12 protein-coding genes and 1 tRNA gene are annotated in these 21,219 nt (G+C 47.6%); 8 read left to right on the top strand and 5 right to left on the bottom strand.

All coding sequences use genetic code 11. The features are described from left to right. Positions 1-19: 19 nt before the first annotated feature. The 4 genes from aroB to MMG03_RS04605 all read right to left on the bottom strand — a co-directional run bounded on the left by aroB (position 20) and on the right by MMG03_RS04605 (position 4,610). Positions 20-1,633 (bottom strand): 3-dehydroquinate synthase, encoded by a 1,614-nt coding sequence (aroB, locus tag MMG03_RS04620; protein WP_073235634.1) that lies wholly within the window; start codon positions 1,631-1,633, stop codon positions 20-22. Positions 1,634-1,635: 2 nt separating this feature from the next. After that, a complete protein-coding gene (gene aroE / locus MMG03_RS04615; RefSeq protein ID WP_249269291.1) occupies positions 1,636-2,523 on the bottom strand; it encodes a shikimate dehydrogenase in 888 nt (295 codons plus the stop codon). An 87-nt stretch (positions 2,524-2,610) separates the two neighbouring features. Continuing rightward, on the bottom strand, positions 2,611-4,401 hold the full coding sequence (locus MMG03_RS04610) for a helicase-associated domain-containing protein (RefSeq protein ID WP_073157104.1): 1,791 nt from the start codon (positions 4,399-4,401) through the stop codon (positions 2,611-2,613). A 136-nt stretch (positions 4,402-4,537) separates the two neighbouring features. Next, positions 4,538-4,610, bottom strand: a tRNA-Thr gene (locus MMG03_RS04605). A gap of 109 nt (positions 4,611-4,719) precedes the next feature. On the opposite strand from MMG03_RS04605, the gene MMG03_RS04600 reads away from it, so the two are divergent. The 4 genes from MMG03_RS04600 (at position 4,720) to MMG03_RS04585 (ending at position 16,278) form a co-directional block, all read left to right on the top strand. After that, the gene (locus MMG03_RS04600; protein ID WP_073157101.1) at positions 4,720-5,403 is read left to right on the top strand and encodes a tetratricopeptide repeat protein; all 684 of its coding nucleotides are present in this window, start codon (positions 4,720-4,722) and stop codon (positions 5,401-5,403) included. Between the two features lie 996 nt (positions 5,404-6,399). Further along, complete coding sequence (locus tag MMG03_RS04595; RefSeq protein ID WP_249505742.1) at positions 6,400-6,876, top strand: prepilin-type N-terminal cleavage/methylation domain-containing protein; 477 nt, start codon at positions 6,400-6,402, stop codon at positions 6,874-6,876. After that, on the top strand, positions 6,873-8,165 hold the full coding sequence (locus MMG03_RS04590) for a type II secretion system protein J (protein ID WP_249505741.1): 1,293 nt from the start codon (positions 6,873-6,875) through the stop codon (positions 8,163-8,165). The genes MMG03_RS04595 and MMG03_RS04590 overlap by 4 nt, the downstream gene beginning before the upstream one ends. Before the next feature lie 13 nt (positions 8,166-8,178). Continuing rightward, positions 8,179-16,278, top strand: a complete 8,100-nt coding sequence (locus MMG03_RS04585; protein ID WP_249505740.1) for a pilus assembly PilX N-terminal domain-containing protein — start codon at positions 8,179-8,181, stop codon at positions 16,276-16,278. 117 nt (positions 16,279-16,395) lie between these two features. On the opposite strand, the gene MMG03_RS04580 is transcribed toward MMG03_RS04585, so the two are convergent. Then, the gene (locus MMG03_RS04580; RefSeq protein ID WP_249505739.1) at positions 16,396-16,749 is read right to left on the bottom strand and encodes a hypothetical protein; all 354 of its coding nucleotides are present in this window, start codon (positions 16,747-16,749) and stop codon (positions 16,396-16,398) included. Here MMG03_RS04580 and MMG03_RS04575 point away from each other — a divergent pair. The 4 genes from MMG03_RS04575 to MMG03_RS04565 all read left to right on the top strand — a co-directional run bounded on the left by MMG03_RS04575 (position 16,729) and on the right by MMG03_RS04565 (position 21,073). Next, positions 16,729-17,184 carry a hypothetical protein gene (locus MMG03_RS04575; protein ID WP_249505738.1) on the top strand — a complete coding sequence of 152 codons (456 nt, stop codon included), beginning with the start codon at positions 16,729-16,731 and terminating at the stop codon, positions 17,182-17,184. The two genes, MMG03_RS04580 and MMG03_RS04575, sit on opposite strands and share 21 nt — an antisense overlap. A gap of 95 nt (positions 17,185-17,279) precedes the next feature. Further along, the gene (locus MMG03_RS16275; RefSeq protein WP_073157404.1) at positions 17,280-17,333 is read left to right on the top strand and encodes a prepilin-type N-terminal cleavage/methylation domain-containing protein; all 54 of its coding nucleotides are present in this window, start codon (positions 17,280-17,282) and stop codon (positions 17,331-17,333) included. Between the two features lie 211 nt (positions 17,334-17,544). Further along, on the top strand, positions 17,545-19,344 hold the full coding sequence (locus tag MMG03_RS04570) for an ATP-dependent endonuclease (protein ID WP_073235649.1): 1,800 nt from the start codon (positions 17,545-17,547) through the stop codon (positions 19,342-19,344). A gap of 22 nt (positions 19,345-19,366) precedes the next feature. After that, positions 19,367-21,073: a LamG domain-containing protein gene (locus MMG03_RS04565; RefSeq protein WP_249505737.1), complete on the top strand. Its 1,707-nt coding sequence runs from the start codon at positions 19,367-19,369 to the stop codon at positions 21,071-21,073. The last annotated feature ends 146 nt before the right edge of the window (positions 21,074-21,219 follow it).

Genomic DNA, 21,219 nt, shown 5'->3' with positions numbered 1-21,219 from the left:
ATTATTACTCAAATTTTTATTACAACTTGATAGCTTTCCAGGCTTCTGCCACCACATTCTGGTCGATGTTGGTCACCTTCTTCACCTCGCCAATCTTGGTGGGCAAGATGTATACGCGGGTCCCCTTTTCGGCCTTCTTGTCAACAGCCATGGCGTCCCAGGCCTTGGCTACGTCGATGTCGTAAGTCTTGGGGAATCCGAGATCGTCCAGCAACTTGTTCTGACGGGCTTCGTCGGCGGCAGACATCTTGTTCAGGAGAACAGCGGCGCGGGCTGCCACTCGCATGCCCAGGGACACGGCGATACCGTGGGTGTACAGTTCGTAGTGGGTCAGGTTCTCGATGGCGTGGCCAAAGGTGTGACCGTAGTTCAAGATGGCGCGGAGACCGGCTTCCTTTTCGTCGATGCCCACCACTTCAGCCTTGATGGCGCAGCTGCGGTAGATCAGGTGCTTCAGCACATCCAGGTCATGGGCCTTGATCTTATCTACGTTCTCTTCCATATAGCGGAAGAATTCCTCGTCATAGATAACACCATACTTCACGATTTCGGCAAGGCCTGCCAGGTATTCGTTTTCGGGAAGGGTGCTGAGTACGGCCAGGTCTACCACCACGGCGTGGGGCTGGTAGAAGGCACCAATCATGTTCTTGCCTTCGGGGTGGTTCACGGCCACCTTACCGCCTACGGAACTGTCTACCATGGAGAGCAGGGTGGTGGGGAACTGGATAAAGGGAATGCCGCGCTGGTAGGTGGCTGCGCCGAAACCGGCCATGTCGCCTACGACGCCACCGCTAAACTGCAGCAGGCAGCTCTTGCGGGTGTAACCGCGGTGCAGCATAAAACTGTACAACTGGTTCAGGTTGTGCAAAGTCTTGTTCTTTTCGCCGGCCTGGAATTTGAATACCGGGCAGCGTCCGGCCTGGCAGCGCAATTCGCCCAGGGTGTTGCTCTGGGCCTTGGCGATGTTGGTGTCGGTGCAGACCAAAAAGTCGTGGGTGGGGGAGAGCTTAAGACTTTCCAGCAGGACGCCAACGTCAGAAATAATGTTCTTGCCGATGAAGATGGGGTAGCGTCCGCCGCTGCTGGGGCGTACGTCCAGGGCGTGGCTTTCCCAGAACTTCAGGATGTGAAGAATGCGTTCGATAACGTGGTCTTCGGTAAAGTCGTTGGAACTTTCTACGCTAAAGTCTGCATGGGCGTAGTTGGGCTCGCGATCCTTCAGCATCTGCTTGATCTTGGCCAGGCGTTCTTCATCGCTCAGGTTTGCCAGCAGGGGGCGGGTGTTCTTGCGACCGATACGTTCCGAGAGAACCTCGGGCTTAGCCCACAGACGGATGATGGTACCGTTTTCGCGGATCACCTTCAAGTTGGCATCCTGGGTCAGGGCACCACCACCTAGAGAAATAACGTGGGGCTCCGTCTTGGAGGCGAATTCTGCTACAACATCACGTTCCATTTCGCGGAACTTGGCTTCGCCGTCCTGTTCGAAAATTTCGCTAATAGTCTTGCCGGCACGTTCGACGATGATGGCGTCGGTGTCCACATAGGGGCGGTTCAGTCGTTCTGCCAGAGCGCGACCGGTGCGGGACTTGCCGCTAGCCATAAAACCCGTAAAGAAAATATGCTTACCCATAATTAACCCTGCATTCCTTTGCGCATGATTGCGGCTAGTTCGTCGTTAGTCTTGTTTTCAGTTTCTTTAGGGAACCACTTGCGGAAGCTTTCGATTCCCTGGTGTACCAGCATGCCTTCGCCGGTAACGACCTTGCATCCCACTTCATCGGCCAGCTGCAAAAGCTTGGTGCAAAGGGGCGTGTAAACGATGTCGCAAACGGCCTGATGGGGTCTCAGTTCCTCCCTGGGAAGGGGCGAATCGTCTACATTGGGTGTCATACCCACGGAAGTTGCATTGATGATAATGTCGATGGAGTCGGTAATGGCGGCGAAGTCATCGAAGGTGACCATCATGACCTGCGGAGCGGAATCGTTAAAGGCCATGTTCAGCATGTTGGCCAGGGCCTGTCCCTTTTCTGCGGTACGGCATACGATGGTCAATTCGCATTTTTTTTCTACCAATGTGTAGGCGATGGCCTTGGCGGCTCCACCGTTACCCAACAAGGCGACTTTCTTGCCGCTGACGTTCACGCCGAATTCTTCCAGGTTGCGGATGCAGCCGTAGGGATCTGTTGTAGTGCCACAGAGGGTGCCGCCGACAATTCCATTTTTCCAGTAAAGCGTATTTACGCTACAGGTAAATCTTGATATGTCAGAAAGTTCGTCTACAAGTTCCATGACAGGAGTCTTGTAAGGAATGGTGACGTTGGCGCCACGGATCTTTAGTGCCCTGAAACCCTTAATGGCATCAGCCAGGTTCTGGGGCTCCGGAGAGAACGGCACGTAGGCCGCATTGATGCCCAGGGCTTCGAAAAGCGCATTGTGCATCAGGGGCGATTTGCTATGTCCAATAGGATTACCGAAGATGCAAAGCGTCTCCGACTTTCCATTCAATTTAATCTGGCTCAAAAAAACCTCTTCTTTTACAAAAAGAAAAATAAATAAAAAAAGGCCGCAGCAATAAACTGCGGTCTTTAAATACCCTTGAATAAGGCCTTACTTGCGGGCGGCCAGTTCTTCGGGGGTTCTGGCCAGAATGTCCCAGTCACCGCGCTTGATTATCTTGTAGGCGTAACCCTGTTCGGTCAGGAACAGCTGACGGTTCATGGCGAATTCCTGTTCCTTGGAATCCTGGGTCACGATACTGTAGAAGTGGGCTGCACCGCCATCCTGCTTGGGACGGAGTACGCGGCCCAGACGCTGTGCTTCTTCCTGGCGGCTACCGAAGGTACCGGAAATCTGGATCAGCACGTTGGCATCGGGCAGGTCGATGGCGAAGTTACCCACCTTGGAAATCATCAGGTTCTTGAGGCTTCCGTCACGGAAGGCGGCATAAAGGCGGTCGCGGTCCTTGTTGGGAGTCTTGCCGGTAATCAGGGGAATGTCCAGAGTGGCGGACAGGTTTTCCAGCTGGTCGATATACTGGCCGATAATCAGAACTCGGTCTTCGGGAGCGGAGTAGTGCTTCAGCAGGCGCTGCACGATATCCGTCTTTTCGGGGTTGGTGCTGGCCAGGGTGATCTTTTCGCGGACCGGAGCCAGGGCGTACTTCATCTTCAATTCCGCTTCCATGGGAATGCGGATCTCGTTACAGTCGGCGGTGGCAATCCAGCCCTGGGCTTCGAGAATACGCCAAGGGATGTCGTATTTCTTGGGACCGATAAGGCTGAACACTTCCGTTTCCTTGTGGTCTTCGCGGACCAGGGTTGCGGTAAGGCCCAGACGGCGGGTGGCCTGCATTTCGGTACTCAGGCGGAACACGGGAGCGGGCAGCAGATGGACTTCGTCGTAAATCATCAGGCCCCACTTCTGCTGACTAAACAACGGGAAGTTTGCCAGTTCCTTCTTGACTTCTTCTTCGGTTCCTTCTTCCAGGTCGATTTCTGCCAGTTCCGGATTTTCCTTGTCAGACTTCTTGGCGCGCTTGCGCTGGGTTAGAATCTGGTAGGTGGCCACGGTAACGGGGCCGATTTCCTTCACTTCGCCGGAGTATTCCTTCACCATGTCGGGAGTAAGGTCGGTCTTGTCGCAGATTTCGCGGATCCACTGGCGGGAAGCGGAAATGTTGGGGGTAAGAATCAAGGTCTTGGTCTGGATGAGTGCCATGGTGGCGATGCCGATCACTGTCTTACCGGAGCCGCAAGGCAGCACGATCACGCCGGAGCCACCCTTTTCGGAGCCGGAGGCGTAGAACACCTGGGCGGCTTCCTTCTGGTAGTCGCGAAGCTTGAATTCCTTGCCGCAGAGCATGGTATCGCGGAGCTTGATGGGCAGCGGGTCGCCAACGGTATAACCTGCCAAGTCTTCTACCGGGAAGCCGGCGTTGGTCAGGGCCATCTTCAGGTGACCGCGGCGTTCCGGGTCTACGATGGCGTGGCAGTCGTCGATGAATTCCAGGATATAGGGAGCCACTTCCTTCAGCTGGCAGATTTCCGTGAACATGAACTTGTCGTCGGATTCCACGATCAGGTTGTTGCCATCGTCCTTCTTCATGCGGAGCAGGCCGTAACGGCCCATGTAGTCTTCCACTTCGGAAATCACGGTCTGGGGAATGGGGTAACGGCTCTGGCTGTCCAGGCGTTCCAGAACTTCCTTGGCGCGAAGGCCCGTTGCTGCGGCGTTCCACAGACTGAGGGGGCTGATCTTATAGGTATGCAGGTGTTCCGGGCTCTTTACCAGTTCGGTGAAAGGAGCGATTGCGTCACGTGCTGCTTCGTAGGTGGGAGCGTCGACTTCCACCATAATTTCCATGTTACTCTGAACAATAATAGCGCCATTTGGATTCATAGGGCGCCAAAGATACTAAAAACCAGGGGGAACGGCAAGGTTTTTGAAACTTACTAAAAACTCCGGAGAAGAAGCTCTAACTGGGAAAGGGGAAAATAAGAAACGCCGGAAAGAAATTCTTTCCGACGTTTCGAAGAGCCACCCAGCAGACTTGAACTGCCGACCTGCTGATTACGAATCAGCTGCTCTACCAGCTGAGCTAGAGTGGCGTAGCGGGTGCAAAGGTAGTAATCGCCCTATAATTTGTCAAGACTGGCTGACAAGCCCTCTTTTTTTTGCTATGATTGGTTCACAAAAAATTTAACATGGACATTAAACATGGCTAACGAAACTAATACTAATAGCTCTGAAGTTAAGGATTTCTTTGTTGCTCACGGCTCCAAGCTGATCGCAGTTGTTGTCGCAATCATCGTGATTGTGGTGGGTGTGGTCCAGTTCCGTGACTACCAGAAGGCTGCCGCAACCGAACAGGCCGAACTGCTTGGTCCGGGCATGGCAATGCTCTATGCTGGCGAAAAGGAAAATGCTTTTGCCGAATTCCAGTCTAAGATCAATGGTGGCAAACTGAGCGGCGTGGCTCTGGCCAAGGCTGCTCTCTATTCCGCAAACATCAAGTACGAAGCCGGTGACTTCGACGCTGCAGCAGCCCTCTTCCAGAAGTCTCTGGACAATGCCGGTTCTGTGGCCCTGGTCCGTAGCGCAGCCCTCCACGGTCTCGCTTCCGTGAAGATCGAAAAGGGTGACTACTCTGCCGCTGCCGGTCTGCTCGAAAAGTACATCGGCGAATACGCAAAGCGTACCGGTGACAAGGAAGACCGCTACCAGAAGGATGAACCTGTGGACGAAGTCCCCATGGTTGCAGATGCTATGTGGAAGCTCACTCTGGTGTACCAGCAGCTGGGTGCCGCCGACAAGGCCAAGAAGACTGCTGAACGTATCCTGGTGGTCTACGGCGACAACAACAACTACGCCGACAAGGCCAAGAAGTTCCTGGCTGACTAAGACCGGAACGGTGACCGCACCGATCGTCCATCGGATTAAGAACCTCCGGTAATCGGTGCTGCGCTTGGGAAAGGAGCGCGTACACTCGGGCAGTTGCGAAAAGAAAAACTCCGCTTCAAAGGCGGAGTTTTTTACGTATAAGGTAATTGTTTTGAAAGAAATCTTGTTTAGGGCTTATACCCGCTTTGGGTATCATGCAAATCATCGGCATCGACGATTTGGTGTGCTTTGTTGATGAACTCCTCAGAAACGCCTAACAGTTTAAAAACGCTGAAAGTTTTTGCGCTTTTATCAGCACCAACTTCCTGGATTAGGACTAATCCAATTCAAGCAATCGGAACTTGAACCGGTTGCAAATTGCAATGTCTTAGAACCGGTTGCGTTGTAACAACTGATCAAATCCCATGTTCCTGGTCCAAGTTCCTTGTCTCCATTAACATCAAACACATTGGCAGGAAGATCCTCTACCATAATTTGCTGGCATAAAACAAGAACGCTAAAGCAATGCTTTAGAGCAACTTGAGAGTGTCTTCCATATCGGAATCAGAAATGTGGAGGTGGTGACTGATTCGGCCCCTGACGATCCCCTTACCATTGAAGGTGAGCCAACCGTCGCGTACGTATTCCCACCGGAAAATAGCCCACTCGAAAAAACTATGCCAAACAACCCTTTTTGACCGCGTTTAGCCATGAATTGACAGCTTCGCCAATTAAAATTGGCGGAGGATTTGTGTTGTTTATATCACTGTATCAACCGTATCACCCTTACTAATTCCAATTCCCTTGCAAACATGTAAAATTCGATGTCCCAAAAACAACGTGTTTTAGGTCATTCCTGGTAAACCGCAATTTACACTGCAAGGAATATTTATATATATTATGCCAAAATAGGAATACACATTTTTGTGTTTTATTCCTTTCCTGGGAATTGAAATAACACCACTCAGGCACTGGTCTGGGTGGTGTGGAGGATTTTTAATGGATCCTGTAAAAAACATGTGCAAACTGTGTTTGCCGACCCGTAAGAACGCGAAGAGAGGCTTCGGAATCGTCGAAGTCATGGTTTCTATCGTGGTTCTCGGCTTCATGTATGTGGCGCTAAGTAAGCTGCAAGGCGGAAACCATGATGCGTTCATCCGAATTCGCGGACGTGACGGCGCTATGCAAGTGGCGCAGGAGCTGTTGGATTCACTCAAGTCTGTTGGAGTGAAGGCGATTCCGTCCAAGGTGGATGCCGATACGATTCTTCCTAAAACACAGGTCTCGCGTAGTTGGGAGCGAGGTTTGGGTGGAACTTCTACAGTGACATTTTGGCGGACGGTTACCGTTCTGAAGACGGAGGGTTATTCCACTCTTGATAGTTCCAATTACGAAAATATCAATGACGTATATGCAAAGCAAGTAAATGTATCGGTAGAATGGAATTTTAAGGGTTCCACTCAGTCCGTTAGCATTTCTGGGGTCGTTCGATGAATAAACGCGGTTTTACATTGATGGAACTCCTGGTCTATATGGCCATTGTTGGCATTGTGGTGGTGATCGCAGGCCAGGTTTATAGTGATAGCACCAAGATGCGAATTCGTACCCAGGGCATGATAAGGGCCTCTCAAGATGCGGAAGCCATAGGAACTTTGCTCAAGGATGATATTGCGCAGATGGGTGTGAAAAGTTCCAAGGAAATTAGGACGACTGTTTCCTCCGATTCCTTTCATGTTGAAAGAAACGTTTTTATTGATGTGGCGAATGGAGACAAGTCATCATACGTTCTAGGTAAGTCTAGTAGTGGTGGAGACAGCCTGTATTTCAGGAAAATTCGTTTTGACAATCATGGTGGTTATGCTGCTACGGAAGAAATCTCGTGGTATCTTGAAAACACCACCTTGAAAAGATCCTGTAAAAGTTTTGATGTAAAATCTGGTGCCGAGGATCCGTCCTGCCCTGCGGATGATCCCTGGGTTGTGGAAATGGTTGATGGCGTATCCAGTTTCAGTGTTACGCCTTCTGTTCCCAAAATTCTTGATGCGGCTGCGGAATATGTGTATCCTAGCGCCAGCAATAAATCCATGTTTAGGTTAGTGTCCCGCTTTGATGGTACCAGCTACTTTAGAACGGAAGCATCTCCGGAAAGCGGAGGATCCTCAATTTTATTGAGTGGTTTTGTCTCGAATTATGATTTTGAAAATGACGAGATGACAACTGAGAAAAAGGTGAACGAAGTCTACGCCGCAGAAAATGGTGGCGCTGCAGGAGTTTTCTCCGATTTGTGTACTCGAATGACTTTTTATCCTGATACGTCATACGAAATATCGTTTGTTGTTTCTCGCTCCTCGGTGTACGATAAGTCTCAGATGTTTGTTCCTGGAAAGGATCACTTGTCTGTGGGCTTTAGGACTACAGATGGAGCAAGAATTGATGGCATGAGGGATTTCATTTTTTACCCACCGATGTCTGCTGAGATGGACCTTGTTACCCGCCGTTTCCCGTTTTCCGTTGCAAATAAAGTTGAAAATGCTTGCCTAGTATTTGATATCGCGGCATATTCGCCGTCTATGGCTACTGGTACATTGACTTTCTCAGAGTTGAGTGTGAGAAAGTCTCCTAATGGTGGTGCTTTTGATTTTAACCCAGGTAGAGTCGGTGATATTACAGACGTTGATAAACAGAACGTCCGTGCTTTTCGCGTAAAACTGTCTGTAAAACGCAATAAAGAAGATGGAGTTGTCTCTGTCGATATTCCAGTGCCTAGCAATGGTGCGGAATAGAAGGAGTGTTTTTATGCATTTCTATAACAATAAGAAAGGTGTTTCTCTTGTCGCAGTATTGCTGTTTATGCTGGTTGCGACGATTGCTGGTACGGCAACCTATAAATGGCTGTCCTCTGCGGGATTCTCTTCTGCCAACCGCATGCGCATGCGCGAAGCGGAATATGCAGCCGATGCCGGTATTGCATCTGCAAGAAACTGGATGACTTACCATGGCAACGAAACCGGTGCCCTGATTTATCAGTATCTTTCCGATTCTGATAAGAAACCCATCTTGATGGATTCTGTGCTCAATCCCCTTCTGAAGGAAGGACAGAAGTATAAGGTGTGGTTTGTTGGAGCCGATATTGGATCTAACCCGTATACCGTGAAGATTTTAGCTGAAGGTTACACGGCCGATGAACAGACTAAGTACAGAAAAGTTTCTGTAATGAATGTGAATGGTCTGTATCGTGTTCTTGTTCCTAAAATGTCTAAGAAGGGTGATTTTGAAGAAGCTGTTTTTGCCGGTGCAACAGGTGGTATCAGCTTGGATGTTACTTCGGGTATTGTTAATGGTGATGCTAACTTTAATACGGAAGTTGACGTTGATAAGCGCTTGATTGTCGTGGGCGACTTGAATGTCAACAGCAGTACTAGAATTAAGGACTTGTATGTAAGTGGAAACGTTTATACCTGTACTAATTTTTCTGTTTCAGGAAACGCTTATGTATCTGGAAAGGTCTATGTGAATGGTTATCAGACCTATGAAGGAGACCTTTATGCTGAAGGTGGCATAGACTTGTCCGGTCGCGGTGCCGATGGCAAGGCTTATTGTAATACTGGCTTTGGCGGTGGTTTGACCATTGGTGGCAATTTGACTGTGGATAATGACTTTATTACCCCGCAGCATACCGCTGCTAATAAGTATATCGTTAAGGGCAATACGGTTTTAAATAATGGGGCTAAATTGGTCTTCCCTGATATTTTTGACCCGTCCAATAGCGGTATGATTGGTAATCAGGGCTATGAAGTGAATCTTTTGGGCAACGTTTACTTGTCTGGTGGTATTAATGATGGATACCACGAATACTTTGGTTCTGCAAAGAATTTTGTTCTTGGCTCTGCAGGCAAGTATGTGTACTCGGGAACAAAGCTGTATCGTATTTCTGATGCGTATGGTATGATTTCTGCCACTACGGATTACAGCTCCTGGTGGCCTGATAATGAAGTAAAAACATTGTCCGCCAATGTTGTTACCTACAAGGATAAGTGGGGGAACCAGGCAACGTCGCAGATGCAGCTTGCTTCGAATACATTCTGCAACGGCGCATATTGTACTCCCACTGACTATGGTAATGGCGCAAACTTTTACCATAATGCTGATTTTTACACTTGTTCCGATACTGTTAACCAGGCTGGCGTGAAGGATCGCTGTAACTACACCAAGAATGAAATTTTCTTCCAGGTGAACGGAACCTATGTTCCTTCTGTGGATACTACAGGCTGGGGGGCTGATCGACAGAACGACCTTAAGGACATGATTGTTGATCATGATGAAGGTAACTGTAAGGGACCTCACGTCAGCGAACCGTTGCAGTTTAATGAAAATTTGCTGAGCAGCGCAAAAATGCATTCCAAGGATAGCAAGGGTGCTTGTGCTGGTGGTGTTTTTGAACCTCAATATTCTTCATCGTTCTGGAGCGAAGATAACTCCATTGACCGTTGGGAACTGCTTGAAAAATGCTATGACGCTGCCAAGAATGCTGATGAATTGTATGACAATGAATGGCTCTTGATTCGTTTTTCTGGTTCTAATAATCAGTTCCAGAATACCCAAAAAAATGTAACTCTGCGTAAGAAGTACATTATTGTCTTCGAAGAAAATAATACCTATACTCTACCGCCGACTTCATCTGATGCTAACGTGATGATGTACTGGATGAAGGGCGGCACCATGATGTTGTTGTCTAATGCTCCTTATAGAAATTATTTCATCTACAGCGCTGGAGATATTGAGTATAATGGCGGTGCTGGCAAGCCGATTACTGGTTCTATTTACATGGCTGACTGCCATAAGATTCGTGCGGTTAACACTATCGTGGCTGAATTTAACCAGACGGTTGTTTCTGAATTGTCTACTGCTGCGGCCCTGTGTGCTTATGATGGTACCAAGAAATGCGTGAAAAAATCCAGCGCAGGAGAAGGTAGCGGAACGGGTTCCTATGATGCCTTTACGGATGCTGATTATGACCCTTACATTATTGCTGTGTCTCCTCAGTTGTTGCTCACGACGAAGTCGGAATATAAGGCAAATGAACGAGATTTGGGCACGTTGCAAGGAACTCCGGAACCTTCTATCCTTGTGATGCCTAGAATTTTGTATCTGTCTAGAAAACCGTCCGGAAAGTTGTCCGATTACATTGAAGTGCTGAATCTCAATGGCGCTACGGAAGTCAAGAATACGAGTAATGTTACCTGTAATCCCGCGGGCCTTCCCACAACGGAACGATTCTCTTCCTATGCAGACTCCCTGGATAAGGGAGTTTATACCTGTAACTACATGAGTTCCACTTATGGTGACGCTCTGTTCTATGTAATGGTGGATGGAAGCGTTGAAGATTTAAAAGTCAATTTCGAAAAGGATTTTGTTGAGGTCGCTTCTGGGGCTCCTGGCGAAGTGTATGTTGAAATTCCGAAAAGCGAATCAAACGGTAAGAATATAACAATGGATATATATATGTCCCCCTTACCTCAGGGATGGACTGTTACTGGTTTGACTCCAACTGCTACAAATAGCGATGGATCCGCTGTATATACGTTGACGGCTACTCCTTTGTCAACGGAGCAGAAAGTTCTTGCGTTTACAGTGGATATGCCGGAGAATGGTGTTCCGAGTTCCTTGATTTTCCAGTTCATTCCTCCTTATTCCGGAGCTAAGCCGGGACCTCGCAGTCTTGTTCGCGTAGGTACTGCCGGTACGGTTACTGTAGAACGTCATGAAGTTCGAGAATATTGTGGTAACCATTTTGATATTTGTAATGAAAATGGAGTGTCTAACAAGTATTACGCTGCATCAAATGCTCCTGATTGTAATAACTTCTTGAAAAAGAACGACAACTCTACGGATATTTGGGTTTATGCAAGGGGTTCTGGCTGTGTTGCTAACGCTACGGATCCCAACAAGTACTGGCAGTGCAGTATGCATGAATCCATTACTCTGAGACCTCAGAGTGGGGTTAATGCAAATGTGCAGAAATACTGTGATGTGGTTATCCCTGATGTAGACAATAAGTTTGACCCTCAGTCTGATAATGAAGTTGGTATTTTGTACGGCTCTCTTGTTCGTAAATCCAAAACATTGACAGTGACTGTTTCAGAAACAAATAGTCCTGAAACCAAGATTTTGATTAAGCAAAATTCTGACTCGGAGCAAAATGATCCTGATCCTTCTGCAGAAGTCTATGAATGTAAGGGCGGCCAGGTTTGCCAAATTCTCGTATTCCCGGGATATAAGTACTTCTTGATTCCTGAAGAAAAGGGCTCTGATAAGTTCTCGTATTTCAGTTGTGAAGGTGTTGACTGCGTTGAAGCATCCATTAGTACAGACAAACTTCCGATTCTTGTTTCTGCAAACAATTCTGTTTTCGCTACATTCAATGAAAAGGATAGTCACTGCTTCTATGAAGATTTCTCTCCTGCAGATGATAAGGAAAATTTTGTTTCCTTCTGCGGAAACGGGAAGACGAGATGTATTGATACTTGTGCGGTGACACAGGCGTCTGGACAATCTTGCGAAGTGACCAAGGGTGCTCAGACAGAAATGCAAAATGAAACTCCGGACTGGGTTATGGTTTATAATAACCGTGAAGCTGGGTGTAATCGTTGGAAACTTTCCGATATTTGCGATGAATACTACGCTGGCGGCAATATTTGTAAAACTCATAGACGTCTTTGTACTGATTCCTACAAGAAATCAGGAACGAGTCAGCTCGCTCCAAAAATATCCAACAATTACTTGCATGCCAATAATTCTAGTGATGCTGATGCCATGACGGCAAACTCTGTGCAGGCTGTGGTCCTTAATACAAGAGATGCTGGCTACAATGGCTCAATGACATCCTATTTCAAGACAAATGCTGATCCGATTCACAATTCTGGATTTATCTTCCGTTCCAATGATGATGCTTCTGAGTATTATGAGTTGAATATCTACGGAAATGCGTCATTCCTTGGATCCTTGGTTGGAGCTTCCAATAGAATATATGCAGAACTTTGTCTTTTGCATGGTCAGGGTAATGGCGACAATTCTAAGGATATTTGCGTAGAAAAACAACTTGCTACAAGTTCCTACGCTTTGGGTAGTAGTCTCACCATTTCAGAAAATACGACGCTGACGCTGGTGCTTAACATTAGCGGCCCCAAGGTAGATGTTTCTATTGGTCTTGACCGAGTATTCCTGAAGGATGGTGAAAAGGGCATTTCCTTTGACTTGATGACTGAATTTAACGGCCAGGTACTTGCAGATAACAAGCATAACCGAGTTGGCTTGAAGCTATCCAATAGTAACTTTAGAGTGTATGATATTTCTTGGACTAGCGAAACCTTCTCCAAGTCCTGCTATGCACCTCCTAAGCTGTTGTGCTCCTTTAAGGCGAACTACTTGGGCGGTAATATCCCTGTTAATTCGGATGTAACTCCGTGGGTGGCTTATTCCTCTTGGAGCGATAATAACAAGTATAATTCCTGTCATTTGGATTACTACTACAATGGTTGTGACCTCGCTTCTGGCTATACCAGCTTTACCTGGAATGACTGGAGTGGATGGTATCAGTACTTCTCCTGTGGAACCGGAGGTAATAAGGATGGTTCTTATTGGGATCGCGGTTCTACCATGAAGGACCAGTACTATAATTTTGTGGATGAAGGTCCTCATGGCTTTGCTTATACGCCTGCTGCGACAAACCTCATCACAAATCCGTATTCTGGCATTAAGAAGGATGCTAAGGTGAAGATTAATTGTGATGGTAGCGATGTGGAACCGCCCAGTACCATGATGAATCCCAAGACTTGTGGTGAATTCTTGGTGGGTGAACTGAAGTTCTGTTCTGAAAATTATGATTTCATGAAAACGCAGTCTATGCCTATACAGTGTGAAGCGAATAAGGATTGCGATATCCCTGCAAGTTGGGCATTTACCAATGTTTATAAGGACACTTCCGTGAATTTGAGAGATGGATCTGTGGCTCTTGAATTCCAGAATGATTTCGCAGCGGACATTTCGATTATGCTCGTTGACAAGGCAGGAAAGACAAGTAGTGTGCGCCATACAGAAGGAGATGGCTATACTGTTGACGTGAATACGGTTGCCAATACGGACTTGTTCGATCCTCAGTCTATTGTAGCTATTCGTTTGAAGGGTACGGATGCGTTCTCTGTGACTAGCGCTATTAGCGGATGCCCTTACGCATTGGGTATTTCTGGGTGTAGTGTGGCTTATAATGGAACGTCTTGGGAAGTGAAGGTCTCTGCTACGAATGCTTTAAATTGCGATATCAAGCCTTCTTCCGATTTGTCTCATTTGAGCGATGCTGCTAAGGAACAGGTGATTTGTGACGAGGAAGGAACTACTTATACCTTTACAGATCCGTCCTTCTACAATCGTCTTGAAAATGCAGGAACCTTTAGCTTTGAAGTGACTGCAAGGAGTGATAATGGTGAAGTGACCAAGACCTGTTCCTCTGAGGAATTGGTTCCCTTGACTGTGGAAGATTGTTCCATTGATGCTGCTTCTGTAATGCCTGGTATGGGTGTTCCCGCCTTTGGTTTCAAATTGGCTAATTGTAGTCAGCTTTCATCTGGAAAGTGCCCCTATGTGGTGACTTTGGATGGAATGACCTTGCAGGGTTCTACAGATTATGAAGGCGCTGCAACAGGAAGTGTTGCTCCGTTTAATGATTTGAATCAGCCTGGCAGCAAGTATGCCGTTGATGGAACTCATACTTGGAAGGTCACTACGGCTAAGTCAAGTTGTGAAAAGACATTTACTGTAGAAGCCATTGGGGATGCTTCTGCGGTTTGTGCCCTGGATAAGGATAGTAAGGTCTTCTCGGCTGCAATTTCTCCGAGTGGAGTCTGGTCCGCCTATGTAAACGTTTACGATGCTCAGGGACATGATGTTGTTATCGGTGCAGGCCGTGTCAATAATCAGCCTAAGACTGACGAAAGCTTTAGCGTTGATTTGAGCGAATATGTGAGTGAAGGCTACATTGTGACATTCGTCCTGAATGGTACACGTCAGGATAACTGTATGTTCACTTATAGCACTGCTGCATCTTCCTCTAGTGCTGCTCCGGCTTCTAGTGAAACTCCTGCTTCTAGCGCTACACCTGCATCTAGTGAATCGTCGAAAACAGGCAAAATTTGTATGGTCAAAACGGTGTATTCTTGGGAGCATCATCCGAAGGTAGAGAATATCACTGCAGGAACTTATACACTTGAACATACATGTGGCGATACAAAGGAATGGTATGTTTATTGTACTTCGGGCATGTCCATAACCTTGGATAATATCACCTATGCATGTCAGGGAGAAGGTGCCTCCATTTTAGGCTATAATGTCAATAAAATACCTCCGTCAGGTAGCAAGTTTGTTGTTCCGGAAGGAATGAAAATAAAGAGCATGAGTTGTATCAACAGAAACACTATAATACCGGTTGCTCCTCCGGGCTGCCCTGATAATGGTGTCGTTGATGGTCCTGTTCCTGTTACACCTTCTAGCTCAAGTACAAGTGGATCCACTACCTGTAACTTCGCTAATAGCTCTCACAACTGGGGTGATAACGGTCAGATTAAGATTAAGTCTACCTGTACGAATTGCTCCTATGTGGTAAAATCTCCTTCTGGTGAGGTGAAGGCTAGTGGAACGACGCCGAATAACGCTAACCAGGAAGAAAATGTTAATATCTCTACCATTGCAGAAAACGGCAATTACTCTGTTTATGTGAATGGAGCTGCTGCAGCATCTTGTACGGCAAATCCCAACTTGCCGGAGATGAAGACTTCCTATTGCACGACTGAAAAGTCGAACTTGGCTCCTGGAGCGTCAACTAAGTTCAAGGCCAATATTACTTCCTGCAATAACTATGCTTGTAATTGGTACCTGAAGAAAAATGGAACGAAGGTGAATAATGGTACCTACGGCAATTACATTGAACCGTATATTACCGGTCCTGGAACCTATACTTTGCACCTGCTTTCTGAAAGTGCTGATGCGACTTGTTCCGTTACTATTGACGGGGCTTCTCCTGCTGAAAATTGCAAGATGGCTGACAATAGCAGATCTTATGGTGAAAAGACTAAGTTCCAGGTTCAGAACATGAGCATTGGCCGCAATTCCTCTTGGGAACTGCTCGATCCTGCAGGATCAAGTGTCTTGAGTGGAACTTTCAATGGTGATTATAATAGCAGCTGGTTTGAAACTGGTGAATTTATCGCCAAGGTTGACGGCTCCTATAAACTGAAGGTGGATGGCGCCGATGCTTGTTCTGCAAACTTGAGCGTTACACAGCCTTCTGTATCCAACTGCGCCGTTGATCAGTCAACGCTGACTGTTGGACAGAATACAACCTTCAAGTTTAACTTGAACAACTGTAAGAATAACCAGTGCTCTTACGAAGTAAAGATTGGCGATGAAGTTGTTGAGTCTAAGGAAAATGAATCTGATGGATACAAGTCATTTAATGTAACAGCAGATGAATCCGGCACTTATAAGGTTTGGTTGAACGGTGTTGAAACTACCTGTTCTGCTGACGTCACTGTAACTGGAGAATACGCCTCTCCGGGTACTTATGATTACTGTATTGATCAGTATAACAGTAATAAGAATATTAGCGGAAAATTCAAGAATGGTAAGTTCACGTTTAATTTGTGTAAGTCTTGCGAACATATTCAAATTAATGCAAGCCGTACTACGAATTACAATGGTTTGGGAACGGATTTCTTCTTGAATGGTATCGTGAGCGACTGTAAGTACATTGGAGATTATCACTTTGCTCAGCCTAGAAAAACTCTTGAATTTAATATTGAGTCAAAGTGTGTCATCACAAATATTTATGTCTGGGATTGTAAGTAAACCTCTCTAAAATCATTTAAAGGCCTCTTCCGACGGGAAGGGGCCTTTTCTGTACATGAAAAAAAGTCCCGCATCTGCGGGACCTTCCTGTACATCATTTAAAATAGAAAACTGCGGTTAGCCTTTTTGCGCCAACAGCGCTTCCAGTTCACGAATGCGAGCCTCAAACTTCGCGGCCATTTCCTCCTTCTCGGCTTCGTACTTCGCGCGTTCTTCCTCGCGGCCTTCCTTGCGGGCGATATATGCGGCTACTTCGACATCGTCTTTCATGTGTTCTCCTGCCTTGACAAAAAGCTCTGGAGCAAATGTACTTACTTCCGCGTACTTTTGCAAGCACTGAAAATGCCTGTCGTTTACGAAGGTCGAAAAGTCATCGTTGTTGTTCAACGCGTCAATGGCCCGTAGCCACTGGGCAAGGCGACTGTCATCCTGGGCGTAGTCCGTATCCGCATGCGTGAGGAACTTGTTCACCTCGACGATGGTGAGGGACTGCTGGTTGCTGAACGTGTGGTATTCGTCATCCAGGAGGCGGACATTGTGGACGTTACAGTGATTGATGTTCCTGACTCGGCTTGCCTCATTACCAAGGCTCAGGTCTATGTTTCCAACAGCTTCGCCAACAGAAATATCGTGAATTCTGAATTTACCGCTACCACGATGTACGAAGTTCGCTGGTATACAGCAAAGAAAAATATCCCTACTTTGCTGGATACTATGCCTGAAAATCGTCTGGCCATTGATTATGCTGATGCAAATGGGGCGTTGGATCCTGAAGATGGTCCGGAAAACTTCTCTCTGAACGACCTCTATGTTCAGGTGCGTATGATTTGGACTGACAAGAATGGCGTTTCTGACTACAGTGAATGGTCTAATCCGTTGCTGTTGTCTAAGTGCAGCGCCCAATAGTTGTTGGTTTGAATTAAAAAGGCTTTCCGCAATTTCGCGGGGAGCCCTTTTTCGTTCTTATATTATTTTTGTGGAATCCTAGGAAGGAATGTATTATGCGTCAAGGTTTTACACTTATTGAGTTGATGATCGTGGTAGTGGCTGGTTGAATGGCGGAAAGAATGGCTGGGAAAAAGATCCTGCAAGGAGTGATTGCCTTTCCTTGCGTAGAGTCTAAATAACTGTCATTAGGGCTCTGCGAATCTTTTAAAAGTATGCGTTTCAAAAGTTCAGTTTCCTTGGAAACTGGACTTTTTTCATAAAATCTTATAAAAATGTATATGTTGCCCCACATCCCGAATTTTTATATACATTGCGAGTATGCAACCCCAGGCTTTAAGACTTTCTGAGATTACCATTTCTAATCTGCGTTCTATCCAGAAGCAGAGGTTTCCTCTTAGTGGTTTCACGGCTCTGATTGGCTATAATAATGCGGGTAAGACCAACATCCTGATGGGGATTCGTTGGCTGTTGGCCCATTTTTCTTTGGATATTTCTTACTTTGACGACCCGAATATTCCTGTAGAGGTGGAGGGTGTCTTTGATGGTATTTCTGAACAGGTGCTGGCCCGCCTTGGTGAAGATCTTTCTGCGGAAATCAAGCCGTTCCTGGTGAATGCTGGCCCCAATATGGGACAGTTGCGGGTAAAAAAGGTGCAGCGGGTTCCTGGTGGCAATTCAGAATCCATGGAATTTTTCGCATTTGTGCCTTCTAACAAGCGGAATGGAGCCTATAAGCGGGAATGGACCCGAGTAAATGATAGTTTTATGGCGGCCTTTAGCCGTATGTTCCCGGAATCCATCGCCATTTGGGATTTTGAAGGCAACCAGGCCTTCGTGAAGTTGCTCCACGAAATTTTTAGACCGCTGGAACGTCGATTCGGTGGCGAAATCAACATGCTGCTGAACAAGTTTAACGACTTGCTTTCTCCCGATAGCGAGAATCGGGCCGAAGAAATCGGCGCTTTCGATCGCGATGTCAATGAAAAGCTCCGTCCGTTGTTCCCCAGCGTGAAGGTGGAACTGGATATTCCTGTGCCGACCATGGAAACCTTCCTGAAGAGGGCTAGCCTGAAGGTCATGGATGAGGATGACGGTTTCGAGCGAGATATAAGCCGCATGGGGGCGGGGTCCCAGCGCGCTATCCAGATGGCCCTGATCCGCTATCTGGCTGATATCAAGAAGCATCATAACAACCATTATCTGAGTCGTACCTTACTGCTGATTGACTCTCCGGAATTGTATCTGCACCCTCAGGCGGTGGAACTTGTCCGCGTGGCCCTCAAGAATCTTTCTAACGAGGGGTACCAGGTGGTTTTTGCCACCCACAGCGCCCAGATGGTGACCAGCGAAGATGTAAGCACGTCCCTTTTGATTCGCAAGAACAAGGAACGTGGCACCTTTATGCGTAAACGCATGGAAGATGCGGTACACCAGGTGGTTCAGGATGCGCCCAGCCAGCTGCAGATGTTGTTCAGTCTTTCTAATAGTAATGAACTTTTGTTCGCTGACTATGTACTGCTAACCGAAGGTAAGACAGAACTGAGGGTTCTGCCCGCCTTGTTTGAACGTATTACGGGGCAGAGCTTTGCCTTAATCAAGTGCGCCCTGGTTCGTCAGGGTGGAGTTAGCAATACCCGCAAGAGTATGCAGGTCCTCGGGGCCATGGATATGCCTGTTCGCGCTATTGTGGACTTGGATTACGCCTTTACTACGGCTACCCATGATGGCTTCCTGGATTACAACGATCCTGATATCAAGTATTGTCAGAACTTGTTCCGAGAGCTGGCCTTCCAGCACCATTTACGCTTGGTGAATGGTTTGCCGGTGAGCAAGCATAGCAATACCACGGCGGCTCAGGCTTACGCCATGATGGCGGCCATGCCCGAGGCCGAAATGGCAATCCGCAGCATTCATGCCAAGCTTCGCAGTCAGGGAATCTGGGTGTGGACCCGCGGTGCCATCGAAGAACATTTAGGACTTGAAGCCAAGAGCGAAACCGCCTGGAGCAAGTTCATTGAACGGAGTAAATCACAGAATTTTGTAAAAACCCTGCCAGATTATGCCAGTATCGAGGAACTTTGCCGCTGGATTATCGCAGGAAGTCATGGACAATACTAATAGTTTGGTATATTTATATCGGATGATGAGTGTGGGTTTTGCAAGATCGTATTTTGCGACGTTTGGTGTCGCGCTGGCTGGATTCCTGGCCGGAGTGGTGGGGTGTTCTAACGATACCTCTGTGGCGGGAAACAGCGCTGAAACGGGTTCGCCGGAGTTGGCTTCTATCGAGGGCCGACTTTACCTGGGCGAGGGCGTGGCTTCTATGGCCCGCGTCAGTATCGTTCCTAAAGATTTCAATGTGTTTGACGATTCAGTCGGTATCTTTGGCGAAACCGACGAAAGAGGCTCCTATCGTTTGACCGGAGTTGCTGCTGGTACTTATTCCCTTGAAGCGGTTGCGGTGTCTGGCGAACGTTTGCTGGTCCAGGATGTTGTGGTCTCGGATCATGATTCCGTGGTCATTCAGGACGATACCCTTAAGGTTCCGGGCTATGCGATGCTGAAGTCGGAAATGGCTGATGGGGCCGAGGGCGTGATAACCGCAGTGGGAACCACGATTTATCGTGAAGTTTCTGTTTCTGGTGGAATGATCCTTGTGGACTCCCTGCCGGCAGGTGAACTTGATTTGAGATTGTCGCTGGGCGGGAACGTGGAACTGTATAAGAACCTTAAGGTTACTCCCCAGGATACAGCAAAGGTGGGCTTTGATGCGGAGCCGGTTGCTACGGTGGATACCGTGGTGATGCGTTTTGTGGCCCCGTTGGCGGCCCCTAAGGGGAGTGTGGATTCCCTGATGGGCTTTGTCAGCGATATTCCGCTGGCCTTACGCCTGACTCCTGAAAACTGCAACTTTGATACTCTTGCGGGAATGGATGGCCGCTGGGAAGTTCGCCGTATTAATGCCGGTGGGGCGGCCAGTAAGAAACTGCCCATTACCTCGGGCTATTTCGATTCCCTGGCCCAGGAGGCGGTATTCTGGGTGAACGTGGATTCCCTGAATCTGGAAGATTCCCTGGAACTGGTCTTTAATAATGCCCTGACTTCCGGCTTTGCGCTGGATGTGTTCCCCACCAATAGGGCCTATAACATGGTATGGCATTTTGATGATGGTATCGCTCCCATAACGGACTGGGCAGAAAAGCAGAACTTCCCCGGTACTGCCTTTAAGGTTTCTTTGGTGGACGGGGTTGTGGGTAGCGGTGTCAAGATGTCAGCGACAAGCGCCCTGGTAGCGGATCATTCTGCAGAGGCGGATTCCTCTTTGCATGGGGACCTGGTGTTCGGTACCGAAGATGTCTTCAGTTTCTCTCTCTGGATTCGATTGGATAATCTGGGCGAAGAACAGCTGATTTTTGAAAAGGCTGGCGAATATGAACTGCGTTACGTTCCGGATTCCGGATTCGTGGTGAATTTTTACCACTTGGCCTCTGGGGTGGTTTCGGATGATGTTGCGGATACCGCCAGCTATAAATTGAGCTGGACGTCGGGTTCCGAAGGGCTGAAGGCGGCTTCGTGGGTCTATGTGGCTTTTAGCAAGCTTTCTATGGATGGGTTGGGCAATGGAAACAGCTGCCTGTTTGTGAATTCTTCAAAGGTCGAAAAGCCGGTCTTGTCTGATTGGGATGGCGTTCGTGGCGAGGCTGCTGATTTTAGGATTGGCGGTTTTGCCGGTGCCATAGACGAAGTTTTCGTTGGCGGGAGTTATCGTGAGAATTCCTGGACTTACATGACTTACCTGAATCAGAAACCTTCTGATTACTGGCCGGTTTTAGTGGCGAAATTCTAATTTTCTTTAAAAATTTGCGTTTTAGGGCGGAACTTTTCCGCCCTTTTTGCGTACACAAATAAATTAACGATTCTTTTGTGGTGTAAATAGGGTGAAAAATGGTCTTTTGGGTGGGCTCCCCAGCTCCAAGTTTTGTATTTTTGGAC

Source organism: Fibrobacter sp. HC4 (genome assembly GCF_023373925.1).
Lineage (GTDB): Bacteria > Fibrobacterota > Fibrobacteria > Fibrobacterales > Fibrobacteraceae > Fibrobacter.
This window is presented reverse-complemented; position numbering and strand designations above follow the sequence as displayed.